The sequence below is a fragment of the Acuticoccus kalidii genome (assembly GCF_021556395.1).
In the GTDB taxonomy this organism is placed as follows: Bacteria; Pseudomonadota; Alphaproteobacteria; order Rhizobiales; family Amorphaceae; genus Acuticoccus; species Acuticoccus kalidii.
The window spans coordinates 131,678-158,627 of the sequence record NZ_JAKGCS010000005.1 but is presented as its reverse complement, the minus strand read 5'-3'; the positions used below and the strand labels follow the sequence as shown (position 1 = coordinate 158,627).

Annotated in this window: 21 protein-coding genes; 12 read left to right on the top strand and 9 right to left on the bottom strand. The window is 66.8% G+C overall.

The genetic code is table 11. The annotated features are described in order from the left end of the window. The first annotated feature begins 203 nt into the window (after window positions 1-203). From L1787_RS00935 to L1787_RS00915, 5 genes are all read left to right on the top strand, one after another. A complete protein-coding gene (locus L1787_RS00935) occupies window positions 204-1,808 on the top strand; it encodes an ABC transporter substrate-binding protein (RefSeq protein ID WP_235706594.1) in 1,605 nt (534 codons plus the stop codon). A 145-nt stretch (window positions 1,809-1,953) separates the two neighbouring features. Next, window positions 1,954-2,907 (top strand): ABC transporter permease, encoded by a 954-nt coding sequence (locus tag L1787_RS00930; protein WP_235706593.1) that lies wholly within the window; start codon window positions 1,954-1,956, stop codon window positions 2,905-2,907. Window positions 2,908-2,913: 6 nt separating this feature from the next. Then, window positions 2,914-3,834, top strand: coding sequence for an ABC transporter permease (locus tag L1787_RS00925; RefSeq protein WP_235706592.1), 921 nt, complete (start codon window positions 2,914-2,916; stop codon window positions 3,832-3,834). A gap of 4 nt (window positions 3,835-3,838) precedes the next feature. Continuing rightward, window positions 3,839-4,903 carry an ABC transporter ATP-binding protein gene (locus L1787_RS00920; RefSeq protein WP_235706591.1) on the top strand — a complete coding sequence of 355 codons (1,065 nt, stop codon included), beginning with the start codon at window positions 3,839-3,841 and terminating at the stop codon, window positions 4,901-4,903. Next, complete coding sequence (locus L1787_RS00915) at window positions 4,900-5,904, top strand: ABC transporter ATP-binding protein (RefSeq protein WP_235706590.1); 1,005 nt, start codon at window positions 4,900-4,902, stop codon at window positions 5,902-5,904. Before L1787_RS00920 ends, L1787_RS00915 begins: the two co-directional genes overlap by 4 nt. On the opposite strand, the gene L1787_RS00910 is transcribed toward L1787_RS00915, so the two are convergent. Beyond that, entirely contained in the window at window positions 5,901-6,542 is a 642-nt protein-coding gene (locus tag L1787_RS00910; RefSeq protein WP_235706589.1) for an aspartate/glutamate racemase family protein, read from the bottom strand. The genes L1787_RS00915 and L1787_RS00910 overlap by 4 nt on opposite strands. A 275-nt stretch (window positions 6,543-6,817) precedes the next feature. On the opposite strand from L1787_RS00910, the gene L1787_RS00905 reads away from it, so the two are divergent. Both L1787_RS00905 and L1787_RS00900 read left to right on the top strand, forming a co-directional pair. After that, window positions 6,818-8,260: a metal-dependent hydrolase family protein gene (locus tag L1787_RS00905; protein ID WP_235706588.1), complete on the top strand. Its 1,443-nt coding sequence runs from the start codon at window positions 6,818-6,820 to the stop codon at window positions 8,258-8,260. 245 nt (window positions 8,261-8,505) lie between these two features. Further along, the gene (locus L1787_RS00900; RefSeq protein WP_235706587.1) at window positions 8,506-9,186 is read left to right on the top strand and encodes a L,D-transpeptidase; all 681 of its coding nucleotides are present in this window, start codon (window positions 8,506-8,508) and stop codon (window positions 9,184-9,186) included. 51 nt (window positions 9,187-9,237) lie between these two features. Here L1787_RS00900 and L1787_RS00895 read toward each other — a convergent pair whose 3' ends face one another. Next, window positions 9,238-9,573, bottom strand: coding sequence for a DUF6476 family protein (locus L1787_RS00895; protein ID WP_235706586.1), 336 nt, complete (start codon window positions 9,571-9,573; stop codon window positions 9,238-9,240). 25 nt (window positions 9,574-9,598) lie between these two features. Between L1787_RS00895 and L1787_RS00890 the strand changes: the two genes are divergently transcribed. Further along, window positions 9,599-10,567, top strand: coding sequence for an RluA family pseudouridine synthase (locus L1787_RS00890; RefSeq protein WP_235706585.1), 969 nt, complete (start codon window positions 9,599-9,601; stop codon window positions 10,565-10,567). A 196-nt stretch (window positions 10,568-10,763) separates the two neighbouring features. After that, window positions 10,764-11,666, top strand: a complete 903-nt coding sequence (rpoH, locus tag L1787_RS00885) for an RNA polymerase sigma factor RpoH (RefSeq protein WP_235706584.1) — start codon at window positions 10,764-10,766, stop codon at window positions 11,664-11,666. A gap of 194 nt (window positions 11,667-11,860) precedes the next feature. On the opposite strand, the gene L1787_RS00880 is transcribed toward rpoH, so the two are convergent. Beyond that, complete coding sequence (locus tag L1787_RS00880) at window positions 11,861-12,769, bottom strand: LysR family transcriptional regulator (protein ID WP_235706583.1); 909 nt, start codon at window positions 12,767-12,769, stop codon at window positions 11,861-11,863. 97 nt (window positions 12,770-12,866) lie between these two features. Between L1787_RS00880 and L1787_RS00875 the strand changes: the two genes are divergently transcribed. Then, window positions 12,867-13,685, top strand: a complete 819-nt coding sequence (locus L1787_RS00875; protein WP_235706582.1) for an SDR family NAD(P)-dependent oxidoreductase — start codon at window positions 12,867-12,869, stop codon at window positions 13,683-13,685. Window positions 13,686-13,765: 80 nt separating this feature from the next. On the opposite strand, the gene L1787_RS00870 is transcribed toward L1787_RS00875, so the two are convergent. From L1787_RS00870 to L1787_RS00855, 4 genes are all read right to left on the bottom strand, one after another. Further along, entirely contained in the window at window positions 13,766-14,368 is a 603-nt protein-coding gene (locus L1787_RS00870; protein ID WP_235706581.1) for a GbsR/MarR family transcriptional regulator, read from the bottom strand. 281 nt (window positions 14,369-14,649) lie between these two features. Further along, window positions 14,650-15,660, bottom strand: a complete 1,011-nt coding sequence (locus L1787_RS00865) for an extracellular solute-binding protein (protein ID WP_235706580.1) — start codon at window positions 15,658-15,660, stop codon at window positions 14,650-14,652. Window positions 15,661-15,808: 148 nt separating this feature from the next. Then, complete coding sequence (locus L1787_RS25910) at window positions 15,809-21,001, bottom strand: translocation/assembly module TamB domain-containing protein (RefSeq protein ID WP_235706579.1); 5,193 nt, start codon at window positions 20,999-21,001, stop codon at window positions 15,809-15,811. Between the two features lie 14 nt (window positions 21,002-21,015). Then, on the bottom strand, window positions 21,016-22,923 hold the full coding sequence (locus tag L1787_RS00855; RefSeq protein WP_235706578.1) for an autotransporter assembly complex protein TamA: 1,908 nt from the start codon (window positions 22,921-22,923) through the stop codon (window positions 21,016-21,018). A gap of 282 nt (window positions 22,924-23,205) precedes the next feature. Between L1787_RS00855 and L1787_RS00850 the strand changes: the two genes are divergently transcribed. Then, complete coding sequence (locus tag L1787_RS00850) at window positions 23,206-24,012, top strand: sterol desaturase family protein (RefSeq protein ID WP_235706577.1); 807 nt, start codon at window positions 23,206-23,208, stop codon at window positions 24,010-24,012. A 123-nt stretch (window positions 24,013-24,135) separates the two neighbouring features. Then, the gene (locus tag L1787_RS00845) at window positions 24,136-25,026 is read left to right on the top strand and encodes a sulfurtransferase (protein ID WP_235706576.1); all 891 of its coding nucleotides are present in this window, start codon (window positions 24,136-24,138) and stop codon (window positions 25,024-25,026) included. A gap of 441 nt (window positions 25,027-25,467) precedes the next feature. Here the strand turns inward: L1787_RS00845 and ppa are convergent, their stop codons facing one another. Together ppa and L1787_RS00835 are read right to left on the bottom strand one after the other, a co-directional pair. Continuing rightward, window positions 25,468-26,019, bottom strand: coding sequence for an inorganic diphosphatase (gene ppa / locus L1787_RS00840; protein ID WP_235706575.1), 552 nt, complete (start codon window positions 26,017-26,019; stop codon window positions 25,468-25,470). 237 nt (window positions 26,020-26,256) lie between these two features. Further along, window positions 26,257-26,871 carry a hypothetical protein gene (locus L1787_RS00835; RefSeq protein ID WP_235706574.1) on the bottom strand — a complete coding sequence of 205 codons (615 nt, stop codon included), beginning with the start codon at window positions 26,869-26,871 and terminating at the stop codon, window positions 26,257-26,259. Window positions 26,872-26,950 lie beyond the last annotated feature (79 nt).

The following is a 26,950-nucleotide window of genomic DNA, read 5'->3' as shown; positions in this document are numbered from 1 at the left end:
GGCGCGACCGCGACACCCTCCATGAATTCAGCGCCTTAGCCATCGGCGCCGAACCGTTCTCCCTCCCTCGACCGGGCATGACGCCCGACGGCCGCCCGCTCGCCGCCGCGCACTCGCCTCAAAGTGGCACGCGCGTTGCTTGAAACGGGGCCGGGCGATCAACCGATCGTCGCCTACGTGAATTGGCCGAGGGAGGCACAATAATGTTCCCACGCACGCTACGACGTGCCAGCATTGCGCTCGCTGCGACGGTACTTCTATCGACCTCGGCACTCGCCGACGGAACGCTGCGGATCGGTATGACCGCGAGCGACATCCCGCTCACCACCGGCCAGACCGACCAGGGCGGCGAAGGCATGCGGTTCATGGGCTATACGGTCTATGACGCGCTCATCAACTGGGATCTGTCCAGCGCGGACGAGCCGTCCGTCCTCATTCCGGGCCTCGCCACCGAGTGGAGCGCCGACGAGGCGGATCGCACCAAGTGGACCTTCAAGCTCCGCGAAGGCGTCAAGTTCCACGACGGCAGCGACTTCGACGCCGAGGCCGTCGTCTGGAATCTCGACAAGCTCCTCGACAAAGAGAGCGAGCAATACGACACGCGCCAGGCCGCGCAGGGCGCGAGCCGCATCCCGTCCATCGCGAGCTACAGCGTGGTCGATCCGCTGACGGTCGAGATCGTCACCAAGACGCCCGATGCGACGCTGCCTTATCAGCTCGCCTGGATCATGATGTCCTCGCCCGCCAACTGGGAAGCCCTCGACAAGAGCTGGGAGGCCGTCGCGGCGAAACCGTCCGGCACCGGGCCCTGGAAGCTCGAAACATTCGTGCCGCGCGAGCGCGCCGAACTCGTGCCCAATGCCGACTATTGGGACGAGGCCCGCGTGCCTCAGCTCGACAAGCTCGTCCTCCTGCCGCTGCCCGAGCCCAACGCCCGCTCGGCCGCCCTCATGTCCGGCCAGGTCGACTGGATCGAGGCGCCCGCGCCCGACATCGTCCCGGCGCTCCGCGGCAACGGGTTCGAGATCGTCTCCAACACCGTTCCGCACAACTGGACCTGGCACTTTTCGCGCAATGACGATTCCCCCTGGAACGATATCAACGTGCGCAAAGCCGCGAACCTCGCCGTCGACCGCGACGGGCTCGAGCAGCTTCTCGGCGGGCTGATGGTGAAGGCGAAGGGCTTCATGCCGCCCTCGTCGCAATGGTTCGGCAATCCCGAATTCGACGTCACCTATGACCCGGAAGCCGCCGTCGCCCTCCTCGCCGAATCCGGCTTCGGTCCCGACAATCCGGTCACGGTGAAGACGCTGATCTCCTCCTCGGGGTCGGGTCAGATGCTGCCTTTGCCGATGAACGAGTTCATCCAGCAGAACCTCGCCGAGGTCGGCATCAACGTCGAGTTCGAGGTCGTCGAGTGGAACACGATGATCAACATCTGGCGGGCCGGCGCGCAGGATCCGTCCGCGATGGGGACCAACGCGATCAACTTCTCCTACTTCATCCAGGATCCGTTCACCGGCCTCATCCGGCACCTTTCCTGTGATCTCGCGCCGCCCAACGGCACGAACTGGGGCTCCTATTGCGACCCCGAGATGGAGGAGCTCTTCGCCGAGATCCGCTCAACCTTCGATCCCGCCGAGCAGGACGAGGTGATGCGCCGGACGCACGAGAAGTTCGTCAACGACGCGCTCTTCCTCTTCGTCACCCACGACGTGACGCCTCGCGCCATGAGCCCGAAGGTGAAGGGCTTCGTCCAGGCGCAGAACTGGTTCCAGGACTTCTCCGGGATCACGATCGAGGAATAAGGGCCCCGCGCGGCGCTCCGGCGCCGCGCCGCCCACGCGGGAGGCGACGGCCTCCCACCGCCATCCGCACGAAAGCGGCCCATGCCGCCGCCGCCACGGGCGCCCCGCCCGTGGCTTCCTACGACAGCGACGGAGCGCCCATGCGATGCTGACCTACACACTGAGAAGGCTCGCCTACGTCATCCCCGTGGCCTTCGGGGTCAGCGTCATCTGCTTCCTCCTCGTGCACATCGCCCCCGGAGATCCGCTCACCGCGGTGATGCCGATCGACGCGACCGCCGAGCAGCAAGCCGAGATGATGGCCATCTACGGCTTCGACCGACCGTTGCCGGTGCAATATGCGATCTGGCTGGGCAAGGCGCTGATGGGCGATCTCGGCACGTCGATCGCGACCGGGCGCGAGGTGTCCGCCGAAGTGAGCCGCGCCGTCGGCAACACGCTGATCCTCGCCGTCTTCGCCTCGATGATCGGCTTTCCGCTCGGCATCCTGTTCGGCTTCATCGCCGGCTATTTCAAGGACACGCTCGTCGACCGCGCCGTCACGGCCCTGTCGATCACCGGCGTCTCGGTGCCGAATTACTGGCTCGGGATCGTCCTCGTGGTGATCTTCTCGGTCAATCTCGGCTGGCTCCCGTCCGTCGGCGCCGGCCCCGGTGGCTCGACGGCCTGGAAATGGGACTTCGAACACCTGCGCTATATTATCCTGCCGGCCGTCACCCTCGCGGTCGTGCCGATGGGGATCGTCACCCGCACCGTCCGCGCGCTCGTCGGCGATCTGCTTTCGCAGGATTTCATCGACGCCTTGAAGGCCAAGGGTCTCGGCCGCTTCGAGATCCTGAAGCACGTCGTGAAGAATGTGACGCCGACGACGCTGTCGGTCGTCGGCCTTCAGCTCGGCTACCTCCTCGGCGGCTCGATCCTGATCGAGACGGTGTTCAACTGGCCGGGCACTGGCTTCCTCCTGTCGAACGCCATTTTCCAGCGCGACCTGCCGCTTCTTCAGGGGACGATCCTTGTCCTCGCGCTCTTCTTCGTCTTCGCCAACCTCATCGTCGACCTCGTCCAGCCGCTGGTCGACCCGCGCATCAAGAGAGGCTGACCCGACATGAGCGCCAGCATGGACGCCCGCATCGAGGCGACGCCCGGAACCGTCGGCCTCGAGGCCGAAACCACCGTCCCCGTCCGCTCCCAGGGCTATTGGCGCGGGGTCTTCACCCGCCTCAAGCGCGATCCGGTCGCGATGGTCTGCGGGGCGATCCTCCTCCTCCTCTTCCTCGTCGTGATCTTCGCGCCCTATCTGCCGCTGGCGGACCCCTACAAGGGATCGATGATCGCCCGGCTGAAGCCCGTCGGCACGCCGGGCCACATTCTGGGCACCGACGAGCTCGGCCGCGACATGCTCGCCCGGCTCATTTATGGCGGCCGCCTCACCTTGATGCTCGGCCTCCTGCCGGTCGTCTTCGCCTTCGCGATCGGCACGACGCTCGGCATCCTCGCGGGCTATATTGGCGGCGCGCTCAACACGGCGATCATGCGCACGGTCGACGTATTCTTCGCCTTCCCGTCGATCCTCCTCGCGATCGCGATCTCGGGTGCGCTCGGCGCGGGGATCGTCAACAGCCTCGTCTCGCTGACGATCGTCTTCATTCCGCCGATCACGCGCGTCGCGGAGAGTGTCACCGCCTCGGTGCGCTCGCTCGAATATGTCGACGCGGCGCGGATCTCCGGCGCCCATCCGCTGACGGTGGTGCGCGTCCACGTCCTCGGCAACGTGATGAGCCCGATCTTCGTCTATGCGACGAGCCTCACGTCCGTCTCGATGATCCTCGCCGCGGGCCTGTCTTTTCTCGGCCTCGGCGTGAAGCCGCCACAGCCCGAATGGGGCCTGATGCTCAACACGCTGCGCACGGCGATCTACATCGATCCGCTGATCGCCGCCCTGCCCGGCATGATGATCTTCGCGACCTCGCTCTGTCTCAACCTCCTCTCAGACGGCCTGCGCTCGGCCATGAACATCAAGGACTGACGCCATGCGCGAGGTAAAGAACTCCCGCGATCGCGGCGGCCCGGCCCAGCCCCTCGTCATCGCCAACGATCTCACCCGCCACTTTCCCGTGCGCGGCGGCCTGTTCGGCAAGGCGGCGGGCGCCGTGCGTGCCGTCGACGGGGTGACCTTCACCGTCGAGAAGGGCGAAACGCTCGGCATCGTCGGGGAATCGGGCTGCGGAAAGTCGACGACGGCACGCCTCCTCGTCGGCCTGATCGGCCTCGACAAAGGCGAGATCGTGCTCGACGGGGAGAAGCTCGGCGGCGATCTGCGCCTCAAGGATCTGTGGGACGATGTGCAGATGGTGTTCCAGGATTCCTGGGCCTCGCTGAACCCACGCCTCACCATCGAGGAGACCATCGCCTTCGGTCCCAAGATGCGCGGCGTTTCGAAGGTCGACGCCCGGCGCCTCGCGCACGATTTGTTGGAGCGCGTCGGCCTCGCCCCGGCGCGCTTTGCCGGCCGCTACCCGCACGAGCTGTCGGGCGGTCAGCGCCAGCGCATCAACATCGCCCGCGCGCTCGCGATGAAGCCGCGCCTCGTGATCCTCGACGAGGCGGTGTCGGCGCTCGACAAATCGGTCGAGGCGCAGGTGCTGAACCTCCTCGCCGACCTCAAGGCCGAGTTCGGCCTCACCTACGTTTTCATCTCCCACGATCTCAATGTCGTCCGCTTCGTCGCCGATCGGATCATGGTGATGTATCTCGGCGAAGTGGTGGAGATCGGGCCGGTCGACGAGGTTTGGCGGCGCCGGGCGCATCCTTATACGTCGGCTCTCTTCGCGGCGATGCCGTCGATGGACCCCGACGCGCGGACCGAAAAGCCACCGCTCGCCGGCGACCCGCCGAACCCGATCGATCCGCCATCCGGTTGCCGCTTCCACACCCGCTGCCAGTATGCCGAGGCGGTGTGCGGCAAGAGCGTGCCGCGGACGAGCGTCGTCGCCGGCATCGCCTCCCACCTCGCCGCCTGTCACATGCTCGACGAGGCCTCCGGCCACACCAAGGCCGGCGCCGCGCCCACGCTGATCAACGAGGCCGCCGAATGAGCCCTTTGATGGAGATCAGGGACCTCACGGTCCGCTTTCATGGCGAGCGCACGGTGCACGCCGTCAACGGGCTCGACCTCACGCTCCAGCCGGGGGAAGTCATCACGATCCTGGGTGAATCGGGCTCGGGCAAGAGCGTCACGCTGAAGGCGCTGTTGAAGCTCCTGCCGGAAAAGCGAACCGAGATCGGCGGCACGATGACCGTCGACGGGATCGACGTTACCGCGCTCACCGGGCGGCGCCTGTCGGACTATCGCGGCAAGGCCGTGTCGATGATCTTCCAGGAGCCGATGCTGGCGCTCGATCCAGTCTACACGATCGGCGATCAGATCGCCGAGGCGGTGCGCCGGCACGACCGTGTCTCGCGCACCAAGGCGATGGACATCGCGCTCGACATGCTGACGCGCGTGCGCATCCCCTCCCCCGAGCGGCGGTTGCGCAACTACCCGCACGAGATGTCGGGCGGCATGCGGCAGCGGGCGATGATCGCGCTCGCCCTCGCCTGCCGGCCGAAGCTCCTCCTCGCCGACGAGCCCACCACCGCGCTCGACGCGACGGTGCAGATCCAGGTGCTGCTCCTTCTGCGCGAGCTTCAGAAGGAGTTCGGCATGGGGATCGTCTTCGTCACGCACGATATCGGCGTCGCGGTGGAGATCTCCGACCGCATCGCGGTGATGTATGCGGGCAATATCGTCGAGGAGGGCACGGTCTCAGAGATCATCAAGGATCCGCGCCATCCCTACACCAAGGGCCTCCTCGCGGCGAACCTTCACGGTGCGACGCGCGGCACGTCGCTCGCCTCCATCCCCGGATCGCCGCCGCCGCTCGACGCGCGGCCGAACAATTGCGCCTTCGCCCCGCGGTGCGCCCACGCGCGCGAGGAATGCCTCGAGGCGCTGCCGCCGGTCTTCCGGCCCGGACCGGGACGGCGCGTCGCCTGCGTCCTCGAGCGCGGCCAGTCGGAGATGGTGCTCCCGGCGCGAACGCCCGAAGCGGCCTAGACCGAGAGGCGCTCCGCGATCAGGCGCGCGGCGGCCGGGATCGGCTCGACGATCGCTGCACCGAGCCGGGTGGAGATCACATGCGCCGCCGCAGCGAGCGGCCCGCCGCCGATGATCACCGCTTCGGCCCCGCCTTCGGCGATCGCCCGCCGGGCCGCCGCCGTCAGCGCATCGGCGAGAAGACCGGGATCGGCCACGATCGCATTCGGATCCCCCGGCGTGAGGAAGGTGCCGGCAAAGGAGCCGGCGCAGCCATAATGCGCGACACGGGCAGCGATCGGATCGACGAGAGCGGGCGTCGTCGTCGCAATCGCGAAGCGGCGGCCGTCGCGGGCGGCGTCGAGGATACTCGCCTCGCCGATCCCGATCACCGGAACGTCGAGCCGCGCCCGCACCGCATCGAGGCCCGGATCACCGAACGCGGCGACGATCACCCCGGCGGCGCCGCCCACATCCTGCGCCATCACCTCAACAGCACGCGCGCTTTCGGCAAGCGCGATCGGCTCGACGATCATGTTCGGCCCGAACGGCGCCGTCCGCCCCAAGAAGCGAAGGTCGGGCATCGCGGCGGCGGCGATCGCCACCATCTTCGCCGTCGTGTCGTCGTTGGTGTTCGGATTGATGAGGAGGACGTCCATTCGGTCCCTTCCGGCGGTAAGCGATGCCACCATGCGCCGACACGGCCGGCCGCGCCAAGAGCGCAGCGGCGTGCGATTGCAGCGCCTCCGTAGCCTCCGCTCACCGTGCGCGGGAGCGACTGGCCCGCTGGGGTGCGGCGTGGCGCTGTCTGAGCCGGACGGGTCTCATCCAGAACACAATCAGCATGGATGCTATGCGATAGTGTCTTCGGAGCGATGGAAATGAACCACGCATATCGCGGCATCGCAACCGATCCGGCGGGGGACGTCAGACCATGAGCCATTCATCCCATTCCAGCACCGCGAGCCCGACCGGCCGAACGACGCATCCGCGATCGGCCGTCGCCCGGCTCCTCTCGCACACCCGAGCACACGCACGCGCCGGCGCGATCCCGCGCGCCCTCCGGCGCACCTCGCTGGTCGCGGCGACGCTCCTCACCCTGTGCGCGACCGCCGAGGCGGACGCCGTCCTCTTCGAGAATGTACGGATTTTCGACGGAACGGGTGCGGACCTCACCCCGCCGATGAACGTCCTCGTCGAAGACGGCCTGATCGCGACAATCTCGGCCGAGCCCGTGGACGCCGACGGGGCGGAGCGCATCGCCGGCGATGGACGCGTCCTGATGCCCGGCCTCATCGACGCCCACTGGCACACGATGCTCGCCTCCGTGACGCCGATGGAGGCGCTCGGCGATGTCAGCTACAACGCCATCGTCGCCGCCGACGAGGCGACCGCCACGCTGATGCGCGGCTTCACCACGGTGCGCGATGTCGGCGGTCCGGCATTCGGCCTCAAGCGGGCGATCGACGAGGGCCTCGTCCAGGGGCCGCGCATCTATCCGTCCGGCGCGATGATCACGACCACCAGCGGACACGGCGATTTCCGCCAGGTCACCGAGCTGCCGCGCGGTCTCGGTGACGCGCACTCGCGGATGGAGGTGGTGGGCGGCAGCATGCTCGCCGACAGCCCGGACGAGGTGCGGCTTCGCGTGCGCGAGCAATTCATGCTGGGCGCGACGCAGATCAAGCTGACGGCCGGCGGCGGCGTCTCCTCCCCCCATAGCCCGATCGACGTCACGACCTTCACGCCCGACGAGCTGCGCGCCGCGGTCGAGATCGCCGACAATTGGGGGACCTACGTCACGGTCCACGCCTTCACCATCGATGCGATCGAGGGGGCGATCGAAGCCGGGGTGAAGTGCATCGAGCACGGCTTCCTGATGGACGACGCGACGGCACAGGCGATCGCCGAGCATGGAATCTGGCTGAGTCCGCAGCCTTTGCCTGAGGCGCTGCGGCTCGGCTTCCCGGAAGGATCGGTGCAGCGCGCGAAGGCGGACGAAGTGTGGCCGGGGATCGACCGGACTTACGAACTCGCCAAGACCTACAACATCAAGACGGCGTTCGGGACGGACGTTCTGTTCTCCCGCGAACTCGCCCGGAGCCAGGGCGCGATCCTCGCCTCGCTTGTGCGCTGGTATACGCCCGCCGAAGCCCTCGCGATGGCGACAGGCACGAACGCCGAGCTTCTTGCCCTCTCCGGTCCGCGCAACCCCTATCCCGGCAAGCTCGGCGTCGTCGAGGAAGGCGCGTTCGCCGACCTCCTCCTCGTCGACGGGAACCCGCTCGAGGATATCGCGCTGATCGCCGATCCCGAGAACAGCTTCAAGATCATCATGAAGGACGGCGTCATCGAGAAGAACACGCTCACCGATTAAGGGCGCGAGTCGGACCGTCCGGCCCGCCGGACGCCGTCCGCGAAGCCTCTAAGTTGCTGGTGCTGCGGTCACTTTCGTGTTGTTCGGGGCACACCCAGCGACGCCATGACGCTCCGGCGCTCACGAACCCTTGATAGGGCAAGCCCCGCGCTTGAGATGCCTGTGCTTTTTCGCAAGTTCAATCGATGCACGGGCCCGTCGGCCCTGCGCTTGCCGAATGCCATGGGCCGAGGGATCGAGGGGAAATGTCGAAAAGCCACACTGACATGAGCCGGAGGGCGTTCGTCGCCCTCGGGGTGACGACGGCGACCGCCGCCTTGGCGGGTTGCGTCGCCGACGGAGCGAGCTTTCAGGCCGCAACGCTCGGTTATCGGCCGGTTCCGCAGCTCGGCTCGCCCGAGCGGGAAGCCTTCCCGGTGCCCACCGTCGACATGAACAAGATCCCGAAAGAATTCCATCGGCAATATGTCGATCATTCGGGCCGCTATAAGCCCGGCACGCTGATCGTCAGCACCGGCACGCGTCACCTCTACCTCATCGTCGACGAGACGACCGCCATCCGCTACGGCATCGGCGTCGGCCGTGCCGGCTTCGCCTGGGGTGGCGAGGCGCGCGTCGGCCGCAAGGCGCAGTGGCCGACCTGGACGCCCCCGAGCCAGATGATCAAGCGCGAGCCGAGCCTCAAGAAGTGGGCCGGCGGCATGGAAGGCGGACCGAGCAACCCGCTCGGCGCGCGTGCGCTCTACCTCTACAAAGGCGGCCGCGACACGCTCTATCGCATCCACGGCACCAACGAGCCTTTCTCGATCGGCCAGGCGATGTCGTCCGGTTGCATCCGTATGCTCAACAAGGACGTGATCGACCTTTATGAGCGCGTGCCGAGCGGCACAACCGTCGTCGTCCAGCACGGCAACGCGACCGTCTGAGGCCTACCGGGCCGGCGTGTCGGCCGGCCCGCTTAGAATCTCAGGGGCCGGCTACTCGGCCGGCCCGTCGAGGGTAAGCGTCTGAAGGAGCGCGCCGTCGGACAGGCGGCGCACTTCGATCCGCGGCTGCGCGCCACCGATCGTGAGGACGATTCGGTCACCCGTCACCGCCGCGTTCGTCACCTCCTCCGCCGCGAGCGGCAAGCTCACCTCTTCCACCACCGGCGCACTGGTGGTGCTCTCCGAGACGCGGTAGATGACCGCGAGGATGACGGCGGCGAAACCGATCAGCATCACGCCCCCCGAGATGAGCAGAAGGCGCACGAGCTTGCGCCGGACCGCTTCCATCGCGGGATCGAGTTCCTCGTCATTCTCGGTATCGGTCACAAGCGCTCCAGGACGGTTTCAAGCAATGTCGGTCGAAGAGGTGGCAATCGAGGTGGATCGCGCGGGACGGGCCGACGCCGCCCTCGCGACCGCGGTGGACTCCCTCAGCCGAACCCGCGTGCAGGCGCTGATACGGGCTGGCGCCGTGGAACTCAACGGCGAGACGATGACCGACCCCTCGCGCAAGGTCGCAGTCGGCGACCGCCTCACCCTCGTCCCGCCTCCGCCGGAACCGGCGACGCCGGTGCCCGAAGCGATCCCGCTCGACGTTCTCTTCGAGGACGAGGCGCTGATCGTGATCAACAAGCCGGCCGGCCTCGTGGTCCATCCGGCGGCCGGCCATGCGCGCGGGACGCTCGTGAACGCGCTTCTCCACCATTGCGGGGACAGCCTGTCGGGCATCGGCGGCGTGATGCGCCCCGGTATCGTCCACCGGCTCGACAAGGACACCTCAGGCGTGATGGTCGTCGCGAAGACCGACGCGGCGCACCAGGGCCTTGCCGCCCAATTCGCCGACCACGGCCGCACGGGGCCGCTCCGCCGCCGCTATGACGCGCTCGTCTGGGGCGAGCTGTGGCCCCGCAGCGGCACGGTCGACCGCCCTCTCGGCCGCCATACCGGGGACCGGCAGCGCTTTGCGGTGCGCCGCGACGGCAAAGTCGCGATCACGCATTATCGCATGGAAGAGGTGCTCGGGACGGTGAGCCGCATCGCGTGCGAGCTCGAAACCGGCCGAACCCATCAGATCCGCGTCCATATGGCGGCGATCGGTCACCCTCTCCTCGGCGACACGCTTTATGGGGCAGGCTTCGCGACCAAGGCGAACCGGCTCGGCGAGACGGCCCGCGCCGCGCTCGACGCGCTCGGCCGGCAGGCGCTTCACGCGGCGCACTTGACGTTTTCTCACCCGCTCTTACTTACAACGATGGTCTTCGAGGCCCCGCCTCCCGAGGACCTTTCTCGCGTCCTGTCGGCATTACGCGAGCGCGCATGACGCGCGGTGCCGCTGCGTGGTTGAACCAGCGCAGCCGGCACAGAACATAAACATATCTTCACTTGCCAACCTCCCCGTCCGGGAGGAGGCTTGAATCTTGGCCCGATGGTAACCAAATCACATGGTCCGGCGGTGCTTCGGACCGCGCGTGCCTCGCCGCATGTCGGGAGGCACTTTTGTTATAGGAGGGATACGTATGGCCAAATCCCTGCCGGCGATCGCGTCCGGTGAGGCGGGGCTGTCCCGCTATCTGGACGAAATCCGCAAGTTCCCGATGCTGGAGCCGCAGGAAGAGTACATGCTCGCCAAGGCATACTTGGAGCATGACGATTCCGATTCGGCCCACAAACTCGTCACCAGCCATCTGCGTCTCGTCGCCAAGATCGCGATGGGTTATCGTGGCTATGGCCTGCCGATCTCCGAGGTCATTTCGGAAGGCAATGTCGGCCTGATGCAGGCCGTCAAGCGTTTCGACCCGGAGAAAGGCTTCCGCCTCGCCACCTACGCTATGTGGTGGATCAAGGCGGCGATCCAAGAGTATATTTTGCGTTCGTGGAGCCTCGTCAAGCTCGGGACCACCGCGAACCAGAAGCGGCTTTTCTTCAACCTGCGCAAGGTGAAGAGCTCGATCCAGGCACTCGATGACGGGGACCTCCGTCCCGATCAGGTCGCCCAGATCGCGAAGAAGCTCAACGTGCCCGAATCCGACGTCATCTCGATGAACCGCCGGCTTTCGGGCGACTCGTCGCTCAACGCACCGATCCGTCAGGAAGCCGATTCCGGCGAATGGCAGGATTGGCTGGTTGACGATACGACGAGCCAGGAAGAAGTGCTCGCCGAGAACGAAGAGCTCGACAATCGCCGTCAGCTCCTGAAGAACGCGCTCGGCGTCCTCAACGACCGCGAAAAGCGGATCTTCGAGATGCGCCGCCTCGCGGAAGAGCCGATGACCTTGGAAGCGTTGTCGACCGAGTTCGGCGTCTCGCGCGAGCGTGTGCGTCAGATCGAGGTGCGCGCCTTCGAGAAGGTGCAGAAGGCCGTCGTCAAGGCATCGCGCGAATTGGAGCGGCCCTCGGAGCAGCTTGCCGCTCCGGCCTGAGGCCGCGACGGATCCGCCGGACCATCCGGCGGATCATGAGGGGACGACCCGGCTGACGGATCGAACGGCTCCACGCGGGGCCGTTTTTTTTGTCCGCAAAGCGTGCCGGTTCGCTGTGCCTCGACTTAGGCCTCCAGACCGTGAGCGCCCCACTCGCGACATGGTCGGCCGGGTCGCCTGCGGGCACGGGCGGTTCACCCGTCGATCCGCTCCCGGCTTGCCTGCCGTAGGTGGTCGAGAAACAAGGTAAAGGCGCGGGTCGGTTGGCGCCGGCTCGAATAGAAGGCGTGATAGCCTGGAAAATGCGGACACCAGTCGGCGAGCACATCGACGAGACGGCCGTCCTTCAGGGCGGGCGCGGCAAGGTCCTCGAGCATATAAGCAAGGCCCATTCCCGCTGAGGCCGCTCCGACGAGCGCGTCACCGTCATTGACGATGACGGACGGCGCGACCTTCACCGTCTCGGCGCGCCCGTCTTTCTCGAACGACCACGGCGACAGGGTGCCTCCGGCATTTCTATACCCGATGCAGCGATGCGCCGAGAGCTCGCGCGGTGTGCGCGGCGGCTCGCAGGTATCGAGATACCGCGCCGCGCCCACGACGACCGCCCTCAGCGGTCGCCCGACCGGCACGGCGACCATGTCCATCTCCAAATCCTCGCGCAAGCGTACCCCGATGTCGAACCGCTCGGCCACGATATCGACGTGCCGGTTCTCGACGCTCAATTCGCCGTCGATCTCGGGATGGGCCGTCATCAGGCGCGAGAAGGCCGGCCAGACGAGCGTAGCGGCGGCATGTTTTCCGCACGTCACCCGCAGCCGCCCACCCGGTTGCTCGCGCAGCTTTTCAAGGTCCTCGATTTCGGCATCGAGCTCCGCGATGACCGGCACGAGCGTGTCGAGCAGGCGTTCACCCGCCGCCGTCGGAGCGAGGCTGCGCGTCGAGCGGGACAGCAACCTGACCCCGAGCTCGCCTTCGAGGCGCTTCACGGTCTGGCTGACGGCGGACTGGGTTACGCCGAGACTGCGCGCCGCGGCGGTGAAGCTGCGCTCAGCGGCAACGCGGTGGAAGATGACGAGATCGGAGAACATCCGCGGATCCATTCAGTAGCCATACTACTTGATCCGTCAATTTCCCAACCCCTAATCGCCCACTCCATCGATGCACTAATATCCGCTCACCACGAACGAGGAGCGGACAATGACCGACACGGTATGGTTCATCACCGGAGCCGGCGGGGGACTGGGATATCTGCTCGCCCGCGATGCATTGGCCGCCGGCGACAAGGTCGTCGCGACCAGCCGGTCCATCGAGGGGCTGGGCGAAAGCCTGTCCGCTGCGGAAAACAGCCTGCTCGTCCTCCCGCTCGACGTGACCGACCCCCGCGCGGCGGCGAGGGCGCATGATGCGGCCATCGCGGCGTTCGGCCGGATCGACGTGCTGGTCAACAACGCCGGTCGCGCGCAGCTCGGATGGTTCGAGACGATCCCGCAGGAGGACGTGCGCCGGCAGTTCGAGATCAATCTCTTCGGAGCGATGAACGTCGCGCGCGCGGTGCTCCCCACGATGCGCCGGCAGCGCTCGGGCCTCGTGGTGACCATCTCGTCGGTGAACGGCCTCGTCTCGAATCCCGGTGGGTCGGTCTATGCGGCGTCCAAATTCGCGCTCGAAGGCTGGATGGAGGGCCTTGCGGAAGAAATCGCACCGCTCGGCATCCGCTCCCTCATCGTGGAACCGGGGATGATGCGCACGAACTTCCTTAATCCGTCCACCGCGCGGCAAGGCGATATCGACATTGCGGACTATGCCGAGCCGGTGTCCGCGTTCCGCGCCTTCATCGCGCAGGCGAACGGCGCCCAGCAGAACGATCCCGAGGCGCTTTCCGCGCTGATCGTCGCCGAGGCGTCGTCTCCCTCCCCGGCGCGGCGGCTGCTGTTCGGTGCCGACGCGCACGAATGGGCGGGCGCCAAGTGCCGGCAGCTCGCGGCCGAGATCGACGCCTCGCGCACACGTGCCTGAGTATGGGCAAGGCGGGGTTCGTCCGCACGAACGGCCAACACGGTTCGCGGACGTCGCCCGTGTCGGCCCGATCGCGGCGGTCAGCCTTTGTCGGCGCCGGGCAGGTCTCTGTCAGGGCCGTCCTGTCCCTTCCGGCGACGCGACAGGGGCAAGACATGGCCGGCCTTCGACACGAGATCCTGCACCTTCGCGCCCAGCGAGAGGAGCTGGACGAGTCGCTCCGTCTCCAGCCGGTTCATGTCGTTGTACCAGCCGGTCAACAACTCGATCAGCCCGGTCAGCTCCTCGATGCGCTGGCGGGCATAGACCTCGTCGGTGCTCGTCTCGTCCGAAAGCTGCAATTCGCGCAGTTTGGAGAGGGTCGGGTCGATCTCCCGGCGCTTGCGCTCCTCCACCAGGGTGCGAACGATCTCCCACAAATCGCTCGGCGTGGTGAAATACTCCCGCCGATCCCCTGCGAAGTGCTTGAGGCGGACGAGATTCCACCCCTGCAGCTCCTTGAGCCCCATCGACACGTTGGACCGCGAGAAGCCGAGAAGGTCGGTGATCTCCTCCGCGTTCAACGGCCGCTCGGTGACGAACAACAGCGCATAGATCTGGCCCACCGTGCGGTTGATGCCCCAGCGCGACCCCATCTCTCCGAAATGGAGGACGAATTCCTCTTGCAAGGGGGGAAGCTTCACGGCACCTCCGTCGACGTCGCGACACCGCGGGGCGGCGCGCTGGACCACTCGCCACATGCTACCCCATCCGGGTGTCGCTTGGCTGAAGTCGCTTCGAATGTTGCAAGAAATTACCGCTCCCCGAACGAGGAGCGGCAATTTTGTTCGGACCATCGTCGCCGTTGGGGCGGCGCCGTCAATGGCATGGGTCCAAATTGCGGGGGACTGGCAATAAAACGCCGCCCCTCATCGAGAGGGACGGCGCGTCTCGATCGGCCGCGGCCGATAATGTCGCAGGCGGCTTACTTGTAGCCGACTTCGTTGTAGATGCGCTGCGCCTCGTCGGAGAAGTTGCCGAACTCGCCGACATTGAGCTCGTCGCGCTTGAAATCGCCGAGCTCCAGAACTTCAGGCGCCGCCTCGACGCCCTCGACGACCGGATACTCGTCATTGCCGTTGGCGATCAGCTCCTGCGCGCGCGGCGTCAGAAGATACTCGATGAAGGCCCGCGCATTGTCGACGTTCGGGGCGTTCGCCGCGATCCCGGCGGCGGAGATGTTGACGTGCGTGCCGGTGGTCTCCTGGTTCGGGAAGACGATGCCGATCTGATCGATGCCCTCGGTGAGGCCGGCCACCTCGTTGCGCAGACCGCGCGCATAATAATAGTGGTTCGCCACCGCGATCGGGCACTCGCCGGAGATGATGCCGCGAAGCTGATCGGTGTCGCCGCCCTGCGGATCGCGGGCGAGGTTGTTCTTCACGCCCTCGGCCCATTCGCGCGCGGCCTCTTCGCCCTCATGGGCGATGATCGAGCCGAGCAGGGAGAGCATGTAGGTGTTCGACGAAGAGCGCGTGCAGATCATCCCCTCATACTGCGGATCGGCGAGATCCTGGTACGTCTGGGGCGGGTTCTCGACGCCGTCCTTGTCGAAGAAGATCAGGCGGGCGCGGGTCGAGATCGCGGTCCAATTGTCGTCCGCGCTGCGAAGCTCGGCCGGCACCTTTTCGTTGACGACCTCAGACCCCATCGGCTGGAGCAGGCCCCCATTGTCGGCGATGGCGATGCGCGCCGCGTCGACGGTGATGAAGACGTCCGCCGCGCCGAGCTCACCTTCCGACCGCATCCGTTCCATGAGGACGTTCGCGTCGTCCTCGATCCGGTTCACGGTGATGCCGGTGCTTTCCTCGAAGTCGCTATAGAGGGCGTCGTCGGTGTCGTAGTGACGCGACGAATAAATGTTCACCTCTCCCTGCGCGAAGGCCGGCGAGGCCATCGCGATCAGGGCAATGGCGGACAGAAGGTGCCGTTGCATGGAAACTTCCCCTGCTCGATTTCGTTGCGCGGGGAGGTATCGCTATGCAATAGACCGGTCAACATCGCCGAAAAAATCAAGAATTCAACTAAAACCAATCTGTCGGCTTATCCAGTTTGAGCTGGAATAAATCTAATCTTTCAAAATCCTAATACTCTCGTTCGTAGAAAACACCGATCGACGTTTCGTCGGTCATGGCCTCCCCGCGAATTCTGAGGTTTCGCGTCACATCGAGGTTCAGCGTGACGCCGGAGGACTCCGCGCCGGCCCGCACACCGAGATAAACATTGTCGGCAATGTAACGGCCGGCCTGCGCCGAAGTGCCGCCATCCTCCGTGGTGACGATCTCGAGATTGTCGAGCCCGGAGAAGACGCGGACCTGCTCGAGGATGTTCGGACCACCGCCACCGCCGGCGAGCTCGGCCACGGCCGCGGCGAGCTGTGCGAGCTGGAAGGCGGACAGATCTTCGATACTCGTCCCGAAGAGGAGCTGCGCGAGGACTTCGTCCTGCGGCAGATCCGGCTCGGAGCTGAACTCGACCGTCGGATCGCTCGCCTGGCCGGACACGGTGACCCGCACGACGACATCGCCCTTGCGGGTTTCCGCGACGAGGCGGATCGTCGGATCGAGATCGCCGAGCAGCGTCACCGAGCCTTCGGTGAAGACGATGCGCTGGTTCAAGATGTTGAGCCGGCCGCGGATGAGGTCGAACCGGCCGACCGGCGCGATGTTGTTCGACGGACCCGTGACGCGCAGCTCGCCGCCGAACTCGGCGTCGATGCCGCGGCCGCGGACGAAGAGGCGGCGCGGCGCGGAAATCGTCACGTCGAGCTGGACACCGGAGCCCGATGCGCCCCCCTCCTGCACGTTCGCATAGGGGCCCGCCTTCGCGCGGCGCAGCGTCTCCAGCACCGCCCGCGAGGGATCGACATGGCTCACCTCGATGAGCGCCGTCGTCCCGTTGAGGCTTTCCGGCACGGTGATCTCGGCCCGGTCGATGTCCACCCGGCCGACGATCGCCGGATCGACGGTGAGGCGCCCGTTCACCCTGAGATCGCCGTTGAAGATGATGGCGAAGAGCCGGCCATCGGCATAGCGCGCATTGCGGGCCGTAATCGTGAGGTCGGCGGGGAAGCCGTCATTGAGGCCGACGGTGCCCGACACGACCACCGTCCCGTCGCCGAGATTGCCCGACACGCGTTCGAGAACGACACGGTTGCCGTCGAGATTGGCGGCGATCGCGCCGTTGGTCATCACGAAGCTGGTGTCGGGATCGCGCACCGTGATGTCGCTGCCGCGCACCGAGCCGTTGATGTTCGGTGCGTCGAGCGAGCCGGTAACGCGAACGTCCGCGACGACCTGACCGCTGAGGAGCGTGCCGCGATCGGCGAGGAAGCGCTGGGCGATGACGAGAGCGGCGTCAGCGCGCACCCGCACATCGAGCCCGGAACCGGCGAGCGGCACCGTTCCCGACGCCTCCACATTGAGGCCCGAGCCGTTCGCGGTGGCGTTTCTGATCTCGACCCGGTTGTTGGCGAACCGGCCTTCGGTGCGGATCGTCAGCGGGCCGACATTCACGCTGGCGAGTTGGGTCGAGGAGAAGCCGTCGACGCCGAGGGAGAAGGTCGCCTGCGGGTTCTCCACCGAGCCGCGCGCCTGGGCCTGGCCGTTGAGGCGGCCGGTGAGGCCGAGATCGGGCTGCACGGCGTTGGCGAGCGCCACGGGAAGGTTCGACAGGTTCACGTTGAGATCGAGACGGCGGCCGACGCTGCCCGTCGCGCGCACCTCGCCGCCGCCGGCGCGGACCAGCGCATTCGAGATGCTGACGGTGCCGCGGTCGAAGGTGCCGGCGGCGGTCAGCGAGATCATGCCCACCCCGGAGCCGTTGAGCGCCGCGGCCGAGACCGACGGCGCATCGACGCGGAACCGCACCTGCGGCCGCTCGATCGAGCCGCTCGCCTGCACCTCGCCCGACAGGGTGCCGGAAAGGCCGAGATCGGACTGGAAGCCGTTCGCCACCGCGAGCGGCAGGTTCTGGAGCCGCGCGGTCACGTCGAGCCGGCTGCCGACGGTGCCGGTCGCGGTGATGAGACCGGAGCCGATCCGCACCTCGGCGGTGGAGAGCGTCGCCGACTCGTCGGCATAGCGGCCCGCGACGCGCGCATTGACCGCGCCGACGCCCGAGGCGCGCAGCGGCGCCGCGTTGGCGTTGTCGACGCGAAGGTCGAAATCGGCGGCCGGATCGTCGAGCGAGCCCGTCACCGTCGCCTTGCCGGAGGCGGTGCCGGAAATGTCGTAATTCGGGACGAAGGCGTTCGCGAGGGCGAGCGGCAAGGTCGTCATGTCGACGGTGAGGTCGAGCGTCTCGCCGACGGTGCCGGAGGCGATGATCTCGCCGCTGCCGATCCGTGTCTCGAACTGGCGGATGGTCGCGGTGCCGTCAGCATAAGAGGCATCGGCCGACAGGTTGAGCGGCGCGATCCCGCGATCGCGCAGCATCGCGGCGGTGACGCCGGTCGCCGTGAGTGAGGCGTTCGCCGTCGGCTCGGAGCGCGTGCCGGACAAAGTGAGGTCGCCCGAAACGGTGCCCCCGACGCCGAGATCGGCGCGCACGAGGTTCGCGATCGACAGAGGGAGCTGCGCGAGTTGGGCCCGCAGGTCGAGATCGTCGCCCAGCGTGCCGGCGACCGAGACCGACCCGTCGCCGATGGACAGGTTCGTGTCGCCGATCGTGACGGTGCCACTCGCGACGGTCACCGTGGTCGGCGCGCTGAGCCGCGCGGCGAAACCGTCCCGTGAGAGGAGGAAGGACTCGAGTCCGGCGGTAAAGCCGCCTTCGGAGCGGGCGAGGCTGCCATTGGCGGACAGCGTGCCGGTGCCGAGATCGGCGCTGAGATTGAGGTTGGTCGCCTCCCCGTCCCGCCGCGCCGTGAGGTCGGCGGTGCGGATATCGAACCCGGCGACCTTGAGGGTGCGCACGTTCGCCGTCCCGTCGAGGGAAGGAATGCCGAGCGCGTCGTCGACCGCAAGATCGATATCGGCGTAGGAGAGCGAGACGCCCGCGACGGAGATCTGCCGTGCCTCCGCGTCGAGATCGACGCCCTGGCGACCGTCATTGATCGAGAGCTGCACGGTGCCCGACAGGCTGCCCTCGGCCTCGGTGAGGGCGAGCGGGGCGAGCCGCGCGAGGTCCGGGACGTCGAGCAGGAGATCGCCTTCGACGAGGCCCGTATTGCGCAGCGCGATCGACCCTTCCGCGGTCGCCCCCGCAATCTCGATGATGAGGCCGCGCAGCGCGCGCAGGCCATCGCCGGTATCGAGCCGCGTGTTGAGGCGCAGAGGCTCGTTCTGGAACGTGCCGCTGACCGCGAGGGTGCCGTCGACGTCGCCCTGGATCGCGCTGTCGCGATCGAACGTGCCGTCGAACGCGACGTCGAGCTCGCGCAGCTCCTGCTGGTCGAGGGTGAGCACGGGGCTCGTGATGCGCGCGGCGATGGTGGGATTGGAGGGCTGGCCGGAGATGGTGAGATTGGCCTCGATCCGGCCGGACGCCTTGTCGCTCACCGCCGAAAGGTCGGCGAGCGCCGCCTCGGCCTTGAGATCGGCGACCGCCTCGGTGACGTCGCCGTCGACGGTGACGTCGAGCTGATCGTTCGCGACCCGGAAGGCCTCGAAGGAGAAGCCGTCAGCCGTCTTCGCGGCGCGGCCCGTCAGCGTCGTCGTCCCGGCGAGAAGCCCGTCGACCGCTTCGATGCCGGCGGCGAGATTGTCGGTCTGGGCGTCGATCGCGAGCGACAGCGTGCCGTCGAAACCGATGGTGCCCTGCGCGCCGAGATCGATCGAGCCGCCGAGCTCGCGGTTCGCGATCCCCGAGAAGGCGGCGAGATTGGCGGCGGTCAGCCGATAATTGCCGTCGACCGCGTCGCCGACCGTCCCCTGAAAGCTCGCGCTCAGATTGTCGGACGAAATCTCCGCGACGTCGATCGAGACGGCCTGGCCGGTCTGCCAACGGCCCGATGCGTTGAGGTTGATCGCCGTGCCGATGGCGTCGGCGATGCCGCCATCGTCGGAATTCAGCTCGTCCGCCCCGCCCGTCACCTTGAAGGTGACGACGCGGTTCGCGGCATCAGACAGGTTCGCGGCCGTGCCGGTCGCCTCGATGCGCGCACTCGGGGTGCTGATCGTCGGCGTGTCGAGATCGGTGAACGCGATCGTCGCGTTGAAGGCGTCCCCCTGGTTGCCGCCGAGGCCGATATCGATGGTCGCTTCGCGGATCGTCGCGTCGCCGCCACCGCCCGGCAGCGCGATCGGCCCGCCGTCCTGGCCGCGCATATCGCCCTTGACCGACAGACGCGTGGGGACGCCATCGGCGCCGACCGACGCTGCGAAGGTCAGCGAGGCGACGCCGCTTTCGAGCGAGCCCTCGGAGATCTCCATCGCGCCGCTGTCCTGGCGCATGAGGTCGAGTTTCACGCGCGAGCCGCCGGCCACCAGCGGATCGTAAAGGTTCGCAACGAGCGGCGAGAGATCACCCTCGATGTCGACGAGGGCGCGCAGGCCGCCATTCGACTGGGTCAGCGTCGTCGTGCCCGACACCAGCGTGCGCTGATCGGCGTCGAGGCGGATCTGCGCGACGAAATCGGAGAGCGGGCCTTCGCCCTTCACCTCGAAGACGATCGGCGGCTTGCCTTCGATCGACATCGCGTTGGCGAGGACGCCGTCGGCCGGCTCGGAGACGACGACGTCGATCGCGAGCTGACGGGAGGAGTTGCTGAAGCTCGTGTCGATCGCGAGCGTTCCCGGCCGGTCGCGGCGCTCGATGTCGAGCTTGGCCTCGAGATCGCCGCTGCCGAGGCGGATGCTGCCGTCGACGCTGAGATCCGCGGCCGGGCCGATGACGCCTTCCGCGATCTTCACCTCCGGCACGGCGAGCTTTTCAAGGAGGACAGAGACCGGAAGCTCCGGCACGGCGAACTCCGCGCCCTCTTCGAGCGGCTGGTCGTTCTCGTTGGGGAGCGGCGTGCGGGTGATGTCGATCGAGGAGGCTTCGAGGCTGTTGATCGACAGACGGCCGCGCAGCAGCGCGAGGCGCGACCACACCATGTGCACGTCGTTGATGCGCAGCCAGACGCCCTCGCGGTCGGCGATGGTGATGTAGGAGATGCGCACGTCGGAGGAGAGCGCGCCGTTGATCTGACCGAGGCTGATCTGCCGGTCGGGCGTCGAGATCTGCCGTTCCACGAAGCGAACGAAGCGGGACTTTTCCGCATCGTCCTGCGCGACCGCGAAGCCGACGGAGGTGAGGCTCAGGACCAGGAGCGTCAGGAGGAGCTTTTTCACCGCATTTCCTCCGATCAGAAGGCTTGGCCGATGCCGATATAGAAAGCGACGTTCGGGTCGCCTTCCAACGGATCGAGGGGAACGGCGACGTCCAGGCGGATCGGGCCGACGCCGGTATTGTAGCGCAGGCCGACGCCGGCGCCGAAGCGCATCGGCTCGGAGAAGTTCGGGAACTCGTCGCGGAAGGCGTTGCCCATGTCGAGGAAGGGCACGATGCCGATATTGCGCGTCACGCCGACGCGCGCCTCGACGGAGGCGGTGAAATAGGAGCGACCGCCGATCACGTCGCCATTGCGGTCGATCGGGCCGACACCGCGATAGGGATAGCCGCGGATCGAGCCGCCGCCACCGGCGAAGAAGAGCTTGTTGGCCGGCACTTCCTGAAGCGGCGCGCCGACGATCGACCCGGCCGACGCGCGCCCGGCAAGCACGAAGCGCTCGGAGGTGATCGGGATATAGACCGTCCCCTGAAGCTGGGAGATCGCGCCGACATTGTGATGGTTCGCCTCATAGAACGGCTCGAACGCCGCATCGACGCGATAGCCGCGCGTGGGGTTCAACGCGCTGTTCGAGCCGTCATATTTCGCCGTCAGCGGCGTGCTGAGGAAGACGAAGTCGCCGTCGCCGACCGTGGTCTGGTCGATCGAGGAATATTCGCCGGACAGGAAGCCGGACACGGTCAGCCGCTGGCCGATCCGCCGTGTGAGACCGAGCCGGCCACCGACGACGCGGGCGCGATAGGTGTCGGGCGAATCCTGCTCGCCGAAGATCGTCGTCGAGAAATCCGTATAGGGGTTGAAGACGCCTGGTTTGATGAAGGTCGCAGCGACGCGATAGTTGTACTCGTCCGGATCATTGGCATCGATGCCGCCGACGCTCGCCTCGAGATTCAGCTTCTCGGCGCGGCCGAACAGGTTGCGGTGGCGCCAATAGGTCTCGAGGCCGATGCCGTCCACCGTCGAATAGGATGCGCCGCCGCCATAGACGCGCCGCTTGCGCTCCGCGACCTCGATCGACATCGGAAGCGACCCGTCGGGCAGGATCTCGTCCCCCTCCAGGATGCGGACCGCCTGGAACACCTCGAGCCGGCGCAGCTGATCGCGCGCCCGGTCGATCTGGTCGGGATCGTAGGTCTCGCCCGGCGTGATGCCCGCATAATAGGCGACGAACATCGGGTCCATGTACTGCGTGCCCGACACCGACGTGTCGCCGAAGGTGGCGAGCCGGCCCGGATCGACGCGAATGCCCACGTCCACCGTCGAGTTGCGGTGATTCGCCGTGACATTGCGATTCGCGATCGCGGCCTTCGGATAGCCCTTGTAGCGCCAGCGATCGACAAGCGCCGCCTCGCTCGCCAGGACGATGGTGGAATTCGCCTGCCCGCCGGTCACGAGACCGAGCTCGGCCGGCGTCCGCGGCACCTTGCTGTTATAGTGCTCCGGCACCTCGCCGGCGGCGTTGACGATATCGATATTGTCGAAATGAAAGAGCGGGCCGGGATCGACGGAGATGTTCACGTCGGCGGTGTCGCCGAACTGCGCGTCGACCGGAATGTTCGCCGCCTCCTCCCCGTCGACCTGGATCGAGATCGTCGGGCCGTAGCGGGCCGCGCCATAGAGCGTGCCGAGAAGGCGCTGATAATCGCCGCGCGCACGGGACAGCAGCGCCGCCGCGCCCGGGCTCGGCTCTTTTTCCTCGTCGATCAGACGCGAGGCGCCCCGCAGCGTCTTTTCGAGACCGTCATCCGGCGCGACGCTGAGATCGACTTTGTAGCTGACGGCATCGGGAGACGGCGGCTCCTCGGGCTCGCCGCCGAAAAGACGTATCCCAAAGATCTCAAACGCGGCCGCGGTGTTCGGCACGCTGACGCAGGCGATTAGCGCCGTCGCCGCCACCACCCGACACCGTTGGGCTACGCTCAATTCCATTACTCCGCACGCAAGTGATCTCGATCAATACGCGCGAGCAAACCAGAATGCACAACGCATTGCCATGCGCCGAGTCTCCTTGAACGCGAGCTGCGGCATGAGGGCAACACTACGCATGAACCAAAACTTGCAGCGGTCGAAACAATTCGAACGAGACACGACAGATTGGAATGCGCCCCGGACACGGGGCCATCAAACTGAGAAAACAATGGCTACTTTGCAGTTCGGGTCGCGATATGACATGGAAGAGGAACATCGCACGTTTGGAGTAGGCGCATGATGGGATCGCTGATCGACCATCTCGTCGGGTTCGGTGAGATCTGGCTCGCGACATATGTCCTGGTATTCGGCTCGTACCTCGTGTTCGGCTGGGCCTTCACCCTGTGGTCGCGCCATCATCCCGAACGCAAGATCCAGGAGCGACGCGACGGACAGAAGCGGCGCAACAAGGAGATCCGGGCGAGCGCGCGGTCGCTCATCGTCACCTGCGCCTGTTTCGCCGGCGGTCTCTATCTCCAGCTCCAGGGCGTCACGCTGTTCGATCCGTTCGCGCTGACCTGGTGGTCGGCGCCGTTGATGTTCCTCGGCTCGGTCTTCCTGTTCGACACGTGGTTCTATTGGGTCCACCGCCTCAACCATTTCGGCCCGTTCAAGAAGTGGCACGCGCTGCACCACCAGTCCGTCGCGCCGACGGTGTGGAGCAACTATTCCGACACCTTCTTCGACGCCTTCTCCCAGCAGAGTTTCTTCCTGTTCATGCCGCTGATCGTGCCGTTTCCGCCGGCGATCTTCATCGCTCACCGCGCGTTCGACCATTTCAACGGGATGATCGGCCATTCGGGCATCGAGTTCGCGGCCGGCAAATCGTCCCGCTCGCCCTGGCCGCTCGCGTCGGTGACGTTCCACGACATGCATCACTCGACCTACAACTATAATTACGCCAACCATTTCTCCTTCTGGGATCGGCTGATGGGCACGCTGCATCCCGATTATGACGAGAAGGTCGTCTGGATGGAGAAGCGGATCGCCGCCGGCGCCCGCCGCGAGGACGGCGACGAAGTGCCGAGCCGCAGCGCCGTCTGAACCGCGCGGCGCCGCGACCACCCGTCACTTGCCAAGACGGCTTCATCCGTCCATCTGCCAACAACTTGCCATGACACTCGATTACCGACGCACCGAGCCGGTAACGCCTTTGGAGGATCCCCCATGCGTCGCATCACCCTCGCGGCCCTCGCCGCGATCGTCTCGGCATCGACGGCCGCCTTCGCCGCCGACACCGAGTGGAAGCCCTTGATCTCGCCGGAGGATCTCGCCTCCTTCGCCGACGGCTCCGTCACGATCGTCGATATCCGCGATCCGAAGGCGTTCGCGACGGCCCATCTTCCGGGGGCCGTCAACGCGCCGTACGAGGATTGGCGCGGCCCCGCCGACAATCCCGGCGCCGTTCTGTCCGACGAGGCGCTGACCGCCCTCCTCCAGAGCGCGGGTCTGCGCACCGACAACACCGTCATCGTCACCCATGCCGGCGTCGACCAGACCGATTTCGGCGCGGCGGCGCGCGTCTACTGGACGCTGAAGTCGGCCGGCTTCCCGCAGATCGCCATCCTGAATGGCGGCGTGCGCGGCTGGATCGCCGACGGCCAGAGCCTCCAGGTGACGGCCGATGCGGTCGAGCCGTCCGATGAGAGCTTCACGATGTCGGACGAATGGATGATCGACCGTGAGGGCATCGCCGCCGTGATCGCGGGCGAGCGTCAGGCGACGCTCGTCGACGCCCGCCCCGACGACTTCTTCGCCGGCGCGAAGAAGCACGCCGCCGCGAGCTCGGCCGGCACGTTGCAGGGCGCGAAGAGCTTCCCCTTCGCCGCCTGGTTCGAGGGCTCCGACACCGAGGTCGCCGGCGCGGATGCGACCACGGTCGCCGCCAATGCACCGGCCGCCGAAGGCGAGACGGTGAGCTTCTGCAACACCGGCCACTGGGCGGCGACCAACTGGTTCGCGATGTCCGAGCTCGCCGGCAAGAAGAACGTGAAGCTCTACCCGGAAAGCATGGTCGGCTGGACCAATGCCGGGGGCGACGCCGTCAGCGGCGAATAGGACCGGCAGTCACGGGCCGCCGATTGCGGCCCCGGTCGCGTCGCGGGCCGACGCGGGACAAAAAGGCCCCGGACCGAGGTCCGGGGCGAAGTCGCGAGGGTTATCGCACCGGAGGGAGGGATGTCGGGGCCCGGCTCCGGCCCTCAAGACATACGGCGATCCGCACGCCCGGAATTTGATACAAATCACATTTTTGACGTTCCGCCCCGCCGGGCAGCGAGCAGCGCGCGAAACAAGGCGCAAGCGGTGGGCGGGCCGGCCGTGCGGCTGACCGAGGGCGACCCGCCGAAGGCCGCCACGCCCATCTCATGCCGACAAACGAAAGGCCGGCCCCGAGGGACCGGCCTTTCGACCATTCGCGGCCACGCCGTTGCGGCGGCCGGGCACGCCTCGCAGATCGTGCGCCCGCGGGCGCACGCAGCGCAGACGGTGCGCCGGCGCCTATTCGGCGGCGTAGGAGACGCCCGCGGCCTTCGCGCGCTCGACCGCCTCGAGGATCTTCTGCTTCGCCTCGTCGACGTCGCCCCAGCCGGTGACCTTCACCCACTTGCCGGGCTCGAGATCCTTATAATGCTGGAAGAAATGCTCGATCTGCTGGATCGTGATTTCCGGGATGTCCTTGTAGCTCGTCACCTTTTCGTAGCGGCGGGTGAGCTTGGTCGAGGGGACGCACAGGATCTTCTCGTCCTGGCCGCTCTCGTCGTCCATGTGCAGCACGCCGATGGGGCGCGCGTTCATCACCGCGCCCGGCACGATCGGCCGCGTGCTCGCGATCATGACGTCGATCGGGTCGCCGTCATCCGACAGGGTGTGCGGCACGAAGCCGTAATTCACCGGGTAGCGCGTGGGCGTGTAGAGGAAACGGTCCACCCACAAAGTGCCTGACGCCTTGTCGAGCTCGTATTTGATGGGCTCCCCGCCCACCGGAACCTCGATAACCACGTTGACATCGTCGGGAGGATTCTTCCCGATCGGAATGGCGTCGATGCGCATGCGCATGTCCTTTGTGCTTCCCGTTCACGCCGACCGTGAGGCCGGCTCGCACGCTTCACTATTGCAGCCAGCGCCGAGGGCAAGAGGCGATGCAATCGCAAAGCAGCGACTGTGGACGGCGCGGACGCAAGTTTGCGTCCGCTAGAATTGAATGTCGCCGCACGCTCAAGAGAGGGTGCGGTTTCTCCTTTTATATCTTTAGCAGATTCCGCACCTGCTCAAAAGTTTAGCGCCTTTTCACCGCTCGAGCGCCTCCCGCACCAGCGCGGCGACGAGCCGCGGATACTCCGCCTGCGGAACGAGCCCCGCGAGCGCCTTCGCGTCCGTGCCGAGCTTGTGTTTCTTCGCCCCTTCGAGGGCCATCTTGTCGGCGAAAGGGTAGAGTTCGGGCCAGACGGCCTGTGCCTCGCGGAAGAAAATGTCGACCGCCCCGTCGCCGACGCCCTTCACCGCCTTCAGCGCCGTCCGTTCGGCCGCCGGATCGGCGCCCGCCGCCTCGCGCAGACGGCGCAGGTCGCCGCGATAGCGGTCCATCAGCAGATCCGCGGCGTCCTGCAGCATCCGTGAGGTCTTCTCGTCGAAACGGGCATAGCCGTTTTTGTTGAGAACCTCGACGCGCGCCTCCCACGTCGCGTCGCGCATCGCCTTGACGGTGGTGTAACCGGCATCGGCGAGGGCGCGAGCCGCCGTCATCGCGTTGGCGTGCTGGATCGGTGCGGACAGGAGGATGCAGGCCGTCAGCCAGCGAAACAGCGGCGACGGGGTGTTCTTCTCGAGCTTGATGCCGAGCTCTTCGGCGAAGGTGGTTCCATGGGCGGCGATGAGATCGCGCGCCGTTTCGGCTTTCGTCATCGGCTCGCTCCCTTCCTGGCGGGAACGCGGAGGAGCGGAAAGGGTTCGATCCGCCTCCGGGCGGCGGATCGACGATCGT